The 13,490-nt window shown below is 68.3% G+C and carries 10 protein-coding genes and 1 pseudogene; 3 read left to right on the forward strand and 8 right to left on the reverse strand.

Translation table 11 applies throughout. From position 1 onward, the window contains the following. Positions 1 to 313 precede the first annotated feature (313 nt). The gene (locus ACTWP9_RS35690; RefSeq protein WP_443250482.1) at positions 314 to 874 is read left to right on the forward strand and encodes a hypothetical protein; all 561 of its coding nucleotides are present in this window, start codon (positions 314 to 316) and stop codon (positions 872 to 874) included. 223 nt (positions 875 to 1,097) lie between these two features. Continuing rightward, complete coding sequence (locus ACTWP9_RS35695; RefSeq protein ID WP_443250483.1) at positions 1,098 to 1,241, forward strand: hypothetical protein; 144 nt, start codon at positions 1,098 to 1,100, stop codon at positions 1,239 to 1,241. 249 nt (positions 1,242 to 1,490) lie between these two features. Here ACTWP9_RS35695 and ACTWP9_RS35700 read toward each other — a convergent pair whose 3' ends face one another. After that, positions 1,491 to 3,062 carry a serine hydrolase domain-containing protein gene (locus ACTWP9_RS35700; protein WP_443250484.1) on the reverse strand — a complete coding sequence of 524 codons (1,572 nt, stop codon included), beginning with the start codon at positions 3,060 to 3,062 and terminating at the stop codon, positions 1,491 to 1,493. A 184-nt stretch (positions 3,063 to 3,246) separates the two neighbouring features. Here ACTWP9_RS35700 and ACTWP9_RS35705 point away from each other — a divergent pair, with 184 nt between their 5' ends. Beyond that, a complete protein-coding gene (locus ACTWP9_RS35705) occupies positions 3,247 to 3,903 on the forward strand; it encodes a TetR/AcrR family transcriptional regulator (protein WP_443250485.1) in 657 nt (218 codons plus the stop codon). A gap of 912 nt (positions 3,904 to 4,815) precedes the next feature. Here ACTWP9_RS35705 and ACTWP9_RS35710 read toward each other — a convergent pair. The 7 genes and pseudogenes from ACTWP9_RS35710 to ACTWP9_RS35740 form a co-directional block, all read right to left on the reverse strand. Next, positions 4,816 to 4,998 (reverse strand): hypothetical protein, encoded by a 183-nt coding sequence (locus tag ACTWP9_RS35710; protein ID WP_443250486.1) that lies wholly within the window; start codon positions 4,996 to 4,998, stop codon positions 4,816 to 4,818. A gap of 217 nt (positions 4,999 to 5,215) precedes the next feature. Then, a pseudogene (locus ACTWP9_RS35715) lies at positions 5,216 to 5,401 on the reverse strand (DDE-type integrase/transposase/recombinase); the annotation flags it as partial. A gap of 597 nt (positions 5,402 to 5,998) precedes the next feature. Then, a complete protein-coding gene (locus ACTWP9_RS35720; RefSeq protein ID WP_443250487.1) occupies positions 5,999 to 7,681 on the reverse strand; it encodes a SpoIIE family protein phosphatase in 1,683 nt (560 codons plus the stop codon). Positions 7,682 to 8,550: 869 nt separating this feature from the next. Next, complete coding sequence (locus tag ACTWP9_RS35725; protein ID WP_443250488.1) at positions 8,551 to 10,146, reverse strand: hypothetical protein; 1,596 nt, start codon at positions 10,144 to 10,146, stop codon at positions 8,551 to 8,553. A 287-nt stretch (positions 10,147 to 10,433) separates the two neighbouring features. Further along, the gene (locus ACTWP9_RS35730) at positions 10,434 to 10,976 is read right to left on the reverse strand and encodes a helicase associated domain-containing protein (protein ID WP_443250489.1); all 543 of its coding nucleotides are present in this window, start codon (positions 10,974 to 10,976) and stop codon (positions 10,434 to 10,436) included. A gap of 436 nt (positions 10,977 to 11,412) precedes the next feature. Next, positions 11,413 to 11,901, reverse strand: a complete 489-nt coding sequence (locus tag ACTWP9_RS35735; RefSeq protein ID WP_443250490.1) for a hypothetical protein — start codon at positions 11,899 to 11,901, stop codon at positions 11,413 to 11,415. Positions 11,902 to 11,912: 11 nt separating this feature from the next. Then, complete coding sequence (locus ACTWP9_RS35740; RefSeq protein ID WP_443250491.1) at positions 11,913 to 13,367, reverse strand: helix-turn-helix domain-containing protein; 1,455 nt, start codon at positions 13,365 to 13,367, stop codon at positions 11,913 to 11,915. Between the last annotated feature and the right edge of the window lie 123 nt (positions 13,368 to 13,490).

The following is a 13,490-nucleotide window of genomic DNA, read 5'->3' on the forward strand; positions in this document are numbered from 1 at the left end:
TCTTTCCCGCCCGTCACAGCATCCAGCACGTACTCGCTTGGTCCTTATGGCGAAGAAGAAGTCAAGCCCGAGCCCGCGTCAGCCATTACAGACGCAGAGGACACCACGGAGTGTCGTTGCAGTACTAGGGGGTGCGGGGCGGGCGGCTGGTTGGGGCCCGTGTCAGTTTTTCACCGACCGCCGGCAAACAACCAGAGGCTCCCAACCCCCTCGCGTGCAAAGGGTCGTTGAGCGGGTCGGGGGGTGGTGTCGATCTTTCGACTTGGAAGCACTGCAAATGGTGGTGTCAGTGGTGTCTACTACCGTCCACGGCGTGCCCGAACCTGACGAGACGTACGACCCGACCCGGCACCCCGACCTGCTCAGGTGGATGGGTGAGCGCCAGGACGCCCACGAAAGGTGGGCCGGACAGACCTCCTTCGCGGGCGTGCTGGACTTCACCTCGGCCTCCTTGGGGATCCTGGACGATCTGATCCGGGAAACGGCGAACAGCATGGAGGAGGTCACCGACCAGCGCATGACGCCCTTCATACAGGGCGCGATCTGGTACGTGGGAGAGGTGTTCTGCCGCCACCAAAGGATGGTGTGGAAGTACATCCCCGACATCGTCAGCGGGGAGCTTGAGCCGTTCTTCGACCCCGCAGGAGAAGGCGCCCTCGATCATCCCTGCGTCGGCGTCGCCGGTGACCCGGAAAGCTACCTGTACCCGCTGAACATGCTCCGCGGGATCTTCATGACTGAGGACGAGGTCGGCAACCCGGTCGAAGAAACGCTGTCGTCGATCTTCGCCAATCCCTTCGACGAGGACAACGATGACGACGGCGAGGAGTTGGACCCGACCGGCGGTTGGGGATGTTCCCGGCCCGCACGCTGACGCCGCCCACCCTCGCCGAGGGCGCGTCCCTGGTGACGCTCGCCCGCCGACCTGTTCGGGCTCATGCTGCTGGGCCTGGCCTTGATGCAGCTCGCCGGGTGAGATCCCACCCACCCCATCAGGTGACGACAGAACTACCCATCGACTCACGAACCGCCTTCTCAAACCATGTACCCCCAGCACAGCGGCACCCGCAGCGATGAAAACAGATGACGCACCCCCAGTGGAAACCAGACAGCGCCCATCACTGACCGATCTCGGTAATCAGGGCCGCGCCATCGCTCAGCTCTTCCCCGCTCTGGCCGATGACCTCGACCAGCAGGCCGTCCCCAACCAGCTCGCGGTAGTCGTGGCGGGGCGGGAGTAGGGGTGCGGGTCGTCGTGGTCGCTGCAATAGACCCTCCGGCTGGCCCGGCTCACTCATGCAGGCATGCTCGCACCAGCCACCGACACCACCGCACAGACCCCGCTGACACACACGACACGTCATTGACCCGACAAACGACACCACCTGTCACGCCCAAACCGACAGGCCCGGACACAAACACCGCAGTTCAACCGCCCGACACCCGAGGACACCTCATGACGCATCCCGACGACGAAACAACGACGCCCATCACGTCGAGGTTGCCTGAACGTCCTTCCAGTGGCCACCGGTTGAGGGCCTTCCAGTTGACGCCTCGCCGTCATTCAGCGGCCGCGTCCGGCCCCTTCCCGCGCGTCTCCGCACGATGTCCCGCAGAGCGAGAGCGATCCGCACAAAGACGGTCAGGGCGCCGGCAGTGGCTGCGGCGCACAGGGCGAGGACGGAGTCGGGCACCCAGTTCAGGAGTTGCCGCGCGCTCATCGAGCGGGCCAGGGCCAATAACGCGATGCCCGGCAACGCGCCGGCCGCGCACCAGGCCGTGGTCACGACGGCCAGGCGTGTCCAGGATGCGTACACGCGCTTACGCCGCAACAGGATGACGGAGCGGATCACGGCTGCGAGCAGCACCAGGGCCGAGCCCGTGGTGGTCCACACCGCGGTGTGATAGATGAACGCCGAGGCGGCTTCGGCTGGTTCGCCGCCGGCGAGGATTCTGGCGGCTCCGAAGCCGACCTCCATGACCGCCGTATCGTGCAGGAGCCCGTGCAGGTTCTGCTGGACGACGAGGGCGGTGTCCTGCTCGGGCAGGAGGAACAGCATCGCCGAGTAGCCGGGCGTGGCGCCCGTGTGCCAGATGGCCTTGCCGAGGGGCGCGTCCAGTCCGCCGACGCGCCAGCCGAGGCCGTATCCCGTACGGTCTCCACTCGTCCTCAGCCTGCCCCCTTCGCGCATGAGGCGTACGGACTCGGGGGTCAGGACGGCCTTGCCGTCGGCGGTCTTGCCCGCGCGAAGTTGGAACGACGCGAAGGCCGCCAGGTCATGCAGGTCGCCGCCGAGATAGCCGTAGCCTGCGCCGTCGTTGTCGATCCCGTCCGCGATCGCGGAGGGGATGCCCCACAGGAGTTGGTGTCCGGGAGGCAGTGCGCGCTCGCGGGCCGAAGCGGCGTCGGTGATCGCGCTTTTCATGCCGGCCGGGTGGAGCACGGAGCGCCGCAGGTATTCGGCATAGGGGCGCTTGGTGACCGCTTCGACGAGTGCGGTCAGCACGAGGTAGTTGGCGCTCGCGTACTGGTAGCGCGAGCCGGGTGGGCCGAGTGGCTCGATGCCTTCGAGGTCGGATATGCGTCGCGCCGGGTCGGGGCAATGGGCGTCGAGGCAGTCGGCGACCTTGGAGGTCTCCGTCTCCGGGAGTCCGGCGGTCTGGCTCAGCAGGTGCCGGACGGTGACCTGAGAAGCGTGCGCTGTGCCGCCGAAGCGGAAGCTCGGAACGTGGTCGACGACCCGGTCATCGAGGCCGAGCCGGCCGGACTGCACGAGTGTCATGACGGCGGTGGCCGTGACGGGCTTGGCGACCGAGCCCCACAGGAACGGGGTCTTCGCGGTGACGCGCCCGCCGTTCCCGTCGGTGCCCCACGACCGCTGGTGAAGCGGCCCGTTGGGCCCCACGACGGCGTAGGAGAGCCCCGGCACGTCGGTGGCCGCCATGCGAGCGCGCACGAAATCGTCGAGCTTGTGATAGGTGGCGTGCGCAGCCGGCCGGTCCGCACCGGCCGGTTGTGCCGACGCCGTTCGCGGGGTGGCGGCCACCGACGCGAGCAGCAACAGAATGACGCTGACGGCGGCGGCGCGCAGGCGTAGGGGCTCAGAGCCGGACCGGGACGGAGAGGCGAGCCTGAGGCAAAAGGCGGGCCTGGAGAAGGGGATGGACACGGATGCACCTCGCAATAACCGTACGGCTATACCGTATAGCTATACGGTTTTTACCGTACCCTGATACGGTTATCAAGTGCCGAGAACAGCGGATCATGAAGAACGCAGACGTCAGATCGCCGTGGCGGTGTGCGAACTCATCTCCAAGAACGGCTTCGACGCGGTGACCATCGCCCGCACGGCTGCGACCGCGGGCATCTCAGTGGGCCTGGTACAGCACTACTTCCGCACCAAGGACGAGATGCTGTTGCACGCCTTCCACCACGTGAGCACCCATGTCCGGCACCGGATCGACGAACGCATCCAGGCGGGCATCGAGCACCGTCAGCCCGTCGCCAGGGTACTGGCAGCGGGCATGGCCGAATTGCTTCCGCTCGACGCGACCCGGCGCACCGAGTTCCGCGTGACGCGCGCCTTCGCCGGGCGCGCCCTGGATGTCCCCGCGCTCGCTGAGGTCGACATCGAAACCGCCAGGGCGCTGCGCGCGGATATCGCACAGGCGGTGCGCAACGGCAAGGAGTGCGGCGAAGTCGAACCCGACCTGGACCCGTGGCCCGCGGCCGTACGCCTCGCCGCGGTCACCGACGGGCTGGCGCTCCAGGTGTACCGCGACCCGGATGGCGTGCGAGGAACTCCCGCGAAGGAACTCACCGCCTCGATCCTCGATGCCGAACTCGGCGCCACGTTCACCGGGCAATGCCGGCAGTACGACTCCCGGAAGGACCACCTATAGCGGCTGCGCGCCGAGGAGATGGTGAGACGATGCCGGTTGGACCGGTGGGTCCCTCATCCCCACCCGACGCCGTACCGGGAAGGCCAGCCGGCCGGACTACTCCGGCAGGCATCACCATCACGGTCTGCTTCAGTTCGGCCAGGGCGGGATTGCCCACTGGGCCGGCCTGCAGCGACACGACGAGGCGGCGGGGCAATCCGCAACCAGCCGCAAAACCAGTCGTGCAACCGAACAGGACCGGCATCGGACGACGGAGGGTCCGCTTCCCAGCCCCCTCACCGGGAAGTAGCCGGCGACATCGAGCGCCTTGAATCGCGGTGACCATGCAGGTTGCAAGGCTGCCCAAGGCCTCCGCCGCAGGAGCACCGGCGCGACCAGGGACGCCACTTGGAGCGCAACCCGGGATGCGACTTCGCACGGTGCCCGGCTCGGAAGGGGCACCGTACAGAAGTAGTCGGCGCCCCCAGGGCCGGCGCCCCCCTGGACCCCTCGACCCGCTGGTCAACGCCCCGCGTCGTCCGCGGCCTTCGCAGTCCTGAGCGCCGCGTAGGACGCCTGTTGTTGGGCAACCCCCGAGCTGCGGGCCAGGTCCCTCAACCGACCCCCGAGCCGGGGCAATCCCCAGGGTTGCCCCGGCTTGGGGGGGTGCCCCGTCGACGCAGCTGCTCGCACAACCGCAGCGGACCGCGGGACGGGTCCGGCTTCGCCCGGTGCCCCCAAGAGGGGGGTGCCATAGCGAAGTAGTCGGCGCCCTCCCGGGCCCCGGCGCCGGACCCGTTGACCTGTTGGTCAGACCCGTTGACCGGCCCTCGCTTCCCGGCACCTGGGGCAAGTAGGGCCAGTTGTAGGGCACGCTGTAGGGCAACCCCGGGTTCGGGCACTGGCGGCGCGGCCCGGGGTTGCCCTGCGAGGTCACCGGGCGGCGGCGGTGGCCACGGTGGAGACCTCGGCGGTCAGCAGCGTTGCCCCGGCCAAGGCGACGGTCAGCGGCGCCGTGAGCACCGGATGGCGGGAGACGGCACAGCCGAGCACACCGACCGCCATCAGGCCGACCAGGAGCAGCAGCTGAACCACCAGCAGAACGAGCGTGGACACGGGTTCCCCCTCCGGGATCGGGCACGCGGATGGTCCGCGTACAGGAGGTACAGCTGCAAGGGCGTCGTTTCTTGGGCCAGCGGGGAGCGTCGTAGAACGTGACGAGGCTCCCCGAGCGGCTGTCCCCTGACGGAGCGTTTGGCGGGGCGGGCTGGTGGGAGTCTTCCGCCGGTTGTTCAGGCCCTTCTGGGAGCGGAGCTCGGAGCGAGGTCATCAGTTCCTTGTGGGCGACGCCGTAGGAGCGGAGCTTGTCGGTGACCATGGCCCTCGGCCCCCGGCGCTGCTTCTTCATCAGCTTGGCCAGGAACCGCTTGGCGGCTTTCGCGTCCCGCTTCGGCTGCGTCAGGATGTCCAGCACATTGCCGTCCTGTCGACGGCCCGCCAGAGGTAGTGCGGCACCCATTGATCTTCACGAAGACCTCGTCCAGGTGCCACTTGACCCCGGCCTGCGGCCTGCGGTGACGCAGGCCGACCGCATGCTGGGGCCCGAACCGGTCGCACACTTGGCGGATGGACTCGTAAGAGGCGACGATCCCGCGCGCCGGCAGCAGTTCCTCAACCTCCCGGTAGCTGACCGGGAAGCGATCGCACAGCCACACCGCATGAGAGATGGTCCCCGTGGGAACCGGAACCCCTTGCACGACACCCAGCAGCCTCCACCCGGTCCCTCCCTGACCGCCCGGCAAGCCAGCCCGGAGAGCATCCTACCGGCAGGACCCGAATAACCTGAAAATGCCCATACGCCGGAAGTCAGGGACTCGGACGCGATACTCCGGTGCCTTCTTCGCTCTCAGTGACGGACGAGGGGAAGGCGCAGGCCGAGCACGGATGCGGTCTCATCATCGTCGACGGCCTCGCCACAGCGTGGGCAGCTCACCCAGCGGCCGCGGCAAAACGGTCTGGCTGGAACGATCGACCCGGGACGCTGCGTGAGCACTTTCACCACCGAACCGCGAGCCAGCCCGCAATGGGGGTTCTGCTCTCAAGGTGACGTCCCCGTTCAGGGCCTGCGCAGGGCGAGTACGGCGACGTCATCGTCGTTGTCGGCAGGGCGGACCCGTTCGAGCAGGAGGTCGCAGAAAGCATCGAGAGGACGGTGGACCAGCGCGGCAGCGTGTCGGCTCAACTTGCTGAGTCCCTGGCCGAGTGACCGGGCACGTGACTCGATCAGACCGTCTGTATAGAAGACCAGGGTGGACAGGGGCGGCAGCTGCTCCGTTGCGTCCTGGCGTGGAGCAGTGAGTTCCGCGCCGATCAGAGGATCAACGGAGCTGTTCAGAAACCGGGCTTGCCCGTCGTGGGTGACGAGAAGCGGCGGCGGGTGCCCCGCGTTGGTCCACCGCACTTGGCAGCCCCGGTGGTCTGCACCGCTGCATTCGACCCGGGCGAAGATCATCGTGGCCAGCGACGCTTCCGTCATATGCTGCACGGCTTGGTCGAGCCGGTCGACGATGGCGCTGGGCGGTTCCTGATAGGACCAGGCGTAGGCCCGCAGCATGTTGCGGACTTGCGCCATCGAAGCCGCGGCATCAGCGTCGTGGCCCACGACATCACCGATCGCCACAGCCAGTGTGTCATCCTGCAGACGGAAGGCGTCGTACCAGTCACCTCCCACCTCCGAGGCTTCCGGCGCGGCCAGATACCGTGCTGCCATCTCCAGCCCCGGTACACGGGGCAGCTGAGGCAGCAAGTGCCGCTGCATGGTCTCGGTGACACGCCGCTGCCGCTGGTACAAACGCGCGTTCTCCAACGCCAGTCCTGCCCGGCGCGCGATGTCCTCCAGCAAGGGCAGATCGCAGAACGGCTCGATCCGCTCGGACCTGCCCAGCGTCAGCGCTCCCAGCACCTCGCGCACGCCCCGGATCGGGGTGATGGCCACCGAGTGCATGCCCGTCGCCTCGAACAACTCCCGCTGGGCGACCGCGATACCCGTATCCGGCGGCCCCTGATAGTTTTCCGGCCCCGCCAGCGCCGATGCCGCGCCCCGCAGTGCCCGAGACAAAGGCATCACGGACTCGTGGGGAATGGGAGGCATCCGGCCTTGCAAGTCCTCACGGTCGACCAGGGCTCCCGCCTCGTGATGCACCACAGAGGCCCGCCACACCTCTTCGCCCGGAGAAATCAGGTCGATCACAGCCCAGTCCGCCAGGCGCGGGACGACCAGCCGGGTGAGCCGTCGCAGCGCCTCTTCGACATCCAGGGTCGAGGTAAGGGTAGTGGTGGTCTCGGCCAGCAGCGCAAGACGCTCCAGCTCCGGCAAGGCTGCTGCTTCCGGCCGGCTCCGGTCTGGGGACTCCTCAGCGGCCGTGCCGAGTTCACGCTCGTAGAAGACGATCACCGCGCCGTCCCTGTCCCCGGCGATCCGGCAGGGCGTGATCAGCCAGCAGAGCGGCAGCAGGGTCCCATCCCCGCGCTCATACCATCCCAGCTGCCCCTGAGCTGCCCGACCGCTGTTGAGGGCCTGCCGGAAAGGGCAGCTGCTCCGGGGCAGCGTATGCCCATGACGATCACGATGAAGGCGGTCGTGAGAGTCATGGCCCAGCACGTCCTCCGCGGGCCGGCCGAGCAGTACCTCGGCCTCGCGGTTCACCTGAACAATCCGACCCTGGTCATCCAGCAGGAGCACGCCGACGCCGCGCACCTCAAACACTGACGAAGGTTGCCGACCTCCGCGGTCATCCATTGAGAGCTGCATCGATCCCTCGGTTTCCGAAGCTCTGGTCTTCTGAGTCAGGGATTCTGTTCAGATGTACGAAATCACGGGGTGGCGCTTACTGGACGGCCGAGGGCCGACTTGATTTCCGCCGGATCTTTATCCTGCCGGAGGAGGAACAGGTTGCGCCGGAAGGCTGGGGTGTGGCGTCGCCCGACATCGCAGGCACGGGCGCTGGGCAATACCGTTTTCCCGGCGGCCGCGGCCCTGAACGCACGATTGATCGGTGCGCTGACTCGGAAGCAGACACTGATCCAGCAGAGGAGGGCAGCCACCGCGAGCATGCCTGCCAACGCGACCGCCGTGCGCCCAGCCACCAGCGCCGCTACCACACTGAGGACGCTTGTGACGACGCTGAGGCGAACCGGACAGGCAGCCGCTGGACGCCGTACTTGTGAACGAGGCCCATCGTGGTGGTGAGCATCCGGTCATCGACTACGGACAGCGCAGACCGAAGAACGATGGCCGCGAACAGATCCATTCCGCATACGGCCGAACAGGTGAGCACGGCGACACCCGGGAGCACGTGCAGCAGGATGTGCATGCTTGACCAAACCCAAATCGTGTCAGACGACTGGACTACAGCCTGCCCGTCCGCGTACATGTGTTCCAGTCGGCCGGCTGCTGCTTCGAACGGCGCCGCCAGCCGGGCCCGTTCGTGCGCGACGAGCAACAGGCCAGAGGCACACGACGCCGAGGTGCACGGTGCGGCCGCAGGGCAGGCGGCCCTACGCCGTCGATGCCGCTGTCCGTGCGTCATGTCCGGGGCCGGCCGAGCCCGCGGCCGTGAGATCCGGTACCGGAATAATTCGAGACAGTCGGCCGACCTGCGTTGTACGTCACCGCACAGACACCAGCGCCGACACCGCAACAACCGGGTTCCAGGCCGGCGTCCGTTCGGTGAGCTTGGTGAAGACGCGCTGCCACGCGCTGGTGTCCTCGCCCAGCCGGTCGCTCACCAGTCTGGTGGCCTCTGCCAGGGCGGCGTGCACCTCCTTGGGAGCGTCGGAGCGGCGCCGCGCGCGGTTGAGGTAGCTCAGCACGATGGCCGCCGGCGCGACCTCGTGTATCAGGTCTCGGCCGGTCAACTGCCCTGTCTGCAGCAGGTGGTCGAGCAGGGCGTCCACGGGCTCGCGGAGGTGCCCGCCCACCCCGTGCCGGGCTCGGGCCACGGTCAACTCCCGTCCCAGCGGGGCGGTGCCGCGTGACGGCTCTGGCAGATATGCGGCGTTGTGCAGCCTGAAGTCGTACGGGGCGTCGGGGTGCCGGACGAGTTGGTCCCAGCCGGGGATGGGCTGTTCGCTGTGTTCGGCTTCCAGCGCGTCCCAGTCCGGGGTGCCCGGCGTGCTGCCGAGGACTTTCCGAGTCTCCCAGTGGCCCTGAGCGCGGCGCAGCCGCTTCACCAGGCGGTCTGCTGACAACTCCCGCTCGGCGCGCGCCGCCAGGGGCGCGGCCGGATCGTCGGCCTTGAGCGCCTTCTGGCACAGCCGCGTCGCGGTGGCCCCGAGCAGTCCGCTCTCCGCCAGCGCAGCCAGCCGCTCATGTCCGCCGTGGCGCAGCAGGTTCAGGCAGCCCACTAGTTGCTGTGCCAGGCTGAGGTGCTTGCCCGACCTGGCGAAGAGGAGTTCCACGAGTTCCGGTTCGGCTGACTCCAGCCACACGGTGCCGCCCGGCGGTTCTGCGAGGGGATCGGCGTGCAGTTGAGCGACGAGGCTCGACGCCACTGCGCCCGGCCGGGCGGCGATACGGCGCCGCAGTCCCAGGTCGGCAGTGGTGCGCAGCACGGTCAGGTCGACATCGGGGTCGGCCAGGTCCAGTAGGCGGGCTGTGTCGTCGTCACTGAGCCACCTGGACTGCTCGGACAGGACCCGCAGCGTCGCCGGGTCACGCAACTGGAGCAGATACTCGAAAGGTGCGCGCGGCGTCGGCTTGCACCGTAGGAGAAATGCGGCGAGCATCCACGGCCCGTCCGGGCCGTAGCGAGGCAGCACTGCGGCCAGAACCTCAGGGCCGGCCGCACACAGCAACGTGCCCAGGGGCCACGCCCACAGATGGTTACCGCGGGCGAGCAGCTTGAGTGCCGCCTCCGGGGTGGTGGGCGCGACAGTGGGTGAGAAGGTCGCGGACCTGTCGACGCCTGCGCACAGCTTCCTCAGCGTGGCCGTATCGTGCGGGCCGTCCCGACGTGAGCGGGCGAGGAGTTCGGGCCAGGTGTCGGCACGCTGCTGTCCTTGGGCGTCGGCGTCGGTTGTCGCCGCGTTCCGCGCGGTCGCGGCGAGCCGCAGCCAGGCGTCCGCGTCGGTCCCGAGTTCTCGCTCGAGGAACGCGGCGAGCGTCCGCCACCAGGCCGCGGTGAAGGCGAGGTCGTGCCAGCTGTGCGGCAGGTGCAGCAACCAGACAGCAGGCAAGTGGTGCAGCAGGTCGTCGGCCTGCAACAGGCCGTGCCGATACGCTCGTTCGGCGACGCGGGCGATGGAATCGGATCTCTAGTTCGGAATGCCCCGGCCCTGCCCGGGCTGACAGGGCGCAGCGTGGGGCGTCGGTACGATGATGGTGGGCGCCCGCAGAGCGTCACGGTGACCACCGTGATGGGGTCCGGGGCAAGGCGTCCTAGGGCGATTTGACTCCTGTCCCGGACGTAACAGACATCCCGTGTCTGGAATGCAGAAAGACCCTGCCGTTTCCTCACTTATGAGGAAACGGCGGGGCCTTTGTTTTGCGGTCAGGCCAGCAGGCCCAATTCGTGAGCTTCGCTGGCTTGGTTGGCGGACAGTTTCTGTTTCTTGTGTTGGCTGCGGGTGTTGCTGCGGAAGACGCCCAGCCGGATGTGGTGTTCGCCTCCTTCGGTGTCGGTAATGGTTTCAGTGTGGTCGCGTGGTACGCGCAGATGTCCTTCGCAGGCTTTGAAGTGGCGGGCTGCGGCGAGGTTGATTTCCCACCGGGATGCCCCGGCGGGCACGGCCGGGGCGGCCGGGAGTGCTGCTGTGGCGGCGGGCTGGATTCCCAGTGCTGCGAGGCGCTGTTGCTGGCCGTCTGTGAGTGTGCGCCAGGCGGCGGGCTGCTCGGCCAGCCAGGTGCCGACGTCGTCTCCGCCGAGGCTGACCCCGGGCTGGAGCTCGGCAAGGGTGGCGCCCTCGGAAAGCAGCCAGTGGGCTTTCGCGTAGTGCCGCTGCCACGACAGCGACCAGTCGGGATTCCAGTCCGGGTCGATGGCCTCCAGCCGCTCGCGCCGGCTCTTCGCGCGCGGACTTCTTCCCCAGCCCACCGGGCTTGCGGGCCTGGTGCAGCCGCTCCCCCACCGCCACGCCCGCGATGACAGCATCCCGGGCCGCAGCGAGGGTGTAATGCTCGGCGAAGTAGAGCGCGCACACGTCCAGGAACTCCGTGACGAGCCCTGGGATCAGCCGATCCTCGTGCCGGCAGTCCCCCTCGGCGTGCCCGCGCGGTTCATGCAGTGGTCTCTACGGTGGGGACGGACCGGCCAGCGGCACGGCCATTGTGGTTCGCGCCGTCCGCTGCTGGCGGCGGCGTCTTCGGCCGCGCTGTGTGGGGTGCCGCCGCGACGGTGCCCGGCAACCCGACCCCAGTAGCCCCTCGCCGCAGTCCGCGGCTATCTTCGACCGCAAGAGATGGTGAAAGCAACGAGCCCCGCTCTCCTCCGGGAGGGCGGGGCTCTTTCGTTCGTTTAGGGAGACAGGGCTTCACCCCTTTCGCGCAGCGCCTGTCGGCCACACGACAGTGACATCCAGCCCTTCAGCCTTTGCGAGCTGCACAGTGTCGGCGGTGCCACCGCCCTTCCCGGAGGGCGGCTGACCATCCCACACTGCCACCAACCGGTCCGCACGGCGCAGCAGCTCAGCGTTCGCGGCCTCGTACGCCGACCGGTTCGCGGTCTCGTGCGGCATCACAATCTCCTCCGAAGCCGCCGCGCGGAGCCGGTCAAAGGTGGGCGCGTGCTCGGGCTTCACCTTGGCCTCCCGGTAGTCGCGGGACGGCAGCACGACCACCAGCTGGCCCCCGGCATCCAGAACAGCCTCCGCGAAGAGGCTGTCACTGCCCTTGGCGATGCAGGAGACTCCGACTAGCTCGGCGGGCTCGTAGTCGGCGAGGACTTTGTCCAACGCGTGGCGGACGAGCGGCACGGCCTCGTCCGTGAGGTCCATGTGTCCTGTCACCGCGAGTGTGGTCATCGGTGGGCCCTTCATCGGTTCGCCAGCAGATCACGGAGGCGGTCGCGTACGTCGCGGACGGCGCGCGCCTTGCTGTGCCCGACCGTATACGAGTACAGCTCGCCGAGTTGATCACGCACTCGTGCGGAGGCGGTCTGTGTAGCCGCGTCCGCTGCCCGGTGCGTCTCTTGGACAGCGCCTGTGATGTCCCCGGCCAGGAAATGACACTCGGCTAGGCCGATCCGGTCGAGAGCGTGGCTGCGGGCAGCCTCCGGGCCCCGGCGGTCGAGAGCCTGGCGAATATGGTCCGCCGCTCCTTCCGCGTGGTCGCGGTCCTGGCGGGCGAGGTCGAGCAGCCGGCCGCCGGTGACACCGGCCAACTCCGCCTCATCGAAGTACGCGATCCAGTACGGCTCGTCATCGTGTGCCGCCGTTGCCGCCAGCGCCTCCCGCGCCTGCTCGGTCGCCCGGCGGAAGGCCGCAGTACGGCCCATGGCCGCCAGAGCCCAGGCTTCGCGGGTGTGGAGCATGGCCCGGACCCGTGGCCCTGCGACTCGCCGGGAGCCTTCCTGCGCCAGGCGTACTAGCTCCAGGGCGTCCTGGGGTTGCCCGCGGTAAAGCATTTGCCTGGCCATCCCTGCCAGCACGTTGGCCCCGAAGATGAGGTCTTCGGCGGCGTGGGCGCTCCGCAGTGCCAGCCGGTAATAGTCCTGTGCTCGCCTCTGGTACCCCGTATCCCACGCCATCGTCGCGGCGGTACCGGATAGGTGCGCCATGACCCGGTAGAGACGGCCTTCGACAGCGTCTGTCTGGTGCTCATTCAGCGCGGCTGCCACTTCGGCGAGCTGGCCCAGCACGGCTTTGCGGCGCAGGCCGCCACCATGCTGGTGGTCCCAGCGGCGGAACGCCTGCGCAGTCTGCTCCAGCTGCTCCACGTCTCGGGTGCCCAGGCGCCCGACCCGCCGGGTACGGGAGGACGCTGCGGCCGACTGGAGCCACGCTTCCAGCGGATCGAGGAGGGCGGTGCCGGTGACTGCGGCTGCCGCGAGCGCGCGCGAGGCGCCGCGACGGTCCATCACGAGATCGCTCCTTGTCAGGTTTCCGGCCAGGGCGACTGTGGCGTCCGGGCGCCACGGTACGTCGTCGTCTGCTGGCTGCCGTTCACCTGGAGTGTCTGCCGGGCGTGGGTCGGGTGGGGTGCTTTCCCATGGGCGGGGTGCCAGGCCCAAGAGGGCGCCGGGGATGCGGAGTCCGTCTGCGATCCGGCGGATGACCTCTATCGACGTGATCTGGTGCTGTCCCTTGATGATCGTGGAGACCTTGCCGGGGGTGAGCTGGCACGCCGCTGCGATGCGGTTCTGGGAGAGGCCGCCCCATTTTTTGATCAATGTGAATGCGGCGGCGAAGTCGTGCTCTTGGAGGGCGCGGCGCACATCATCCCGGGTCAGGACATCGGCGGCGAGCGGGCCGGGGGTGGTGGCGTCCATGTGAGCCAACTTCCGGAAGTGATCTTAAGCGTAAGGGAATTTCACGCTGCCCTGGCAACGAGCGTATTACCGAGTCGGTAACACCCATCGGTTATACCGGCGTTGCGCTCGCGGTTCGAGTCT

The sequence above is a fragment of the Streptomyces sp. 3N207 genome (assembly GCF_052246355.1).
Classification (GTDB): domain Bacteria; phylum Actinomycetota; class Actinomycetes; order Streptomycetales; family Streptomycetaceae; genus Streptomyces.

Coding starts and splice junctions, on each gene's coding strand:
- ACTWP9_RS35735 (WP_443250490.1), bottom strand. CDS start 11,901: ATGACCACACTCGCGGTGACAGGACACATGGACCTCACGGACGAGGCC.
- ACTWP9_RS35720 (WP_443250487.1), bottom strand. CDS start 7,681: ATGGATGACCGCGGAGGTCGGCAACCTTCGTCAGTGTTTGAGGTGCGC.
- ACTWP9_RS35740 (WP_443250491.1), bottom strand. CDS start 13,367: ATGGACGCCACCACCCCCGGCCCGCTCGCCGCCGATGTCCTGACCCGG.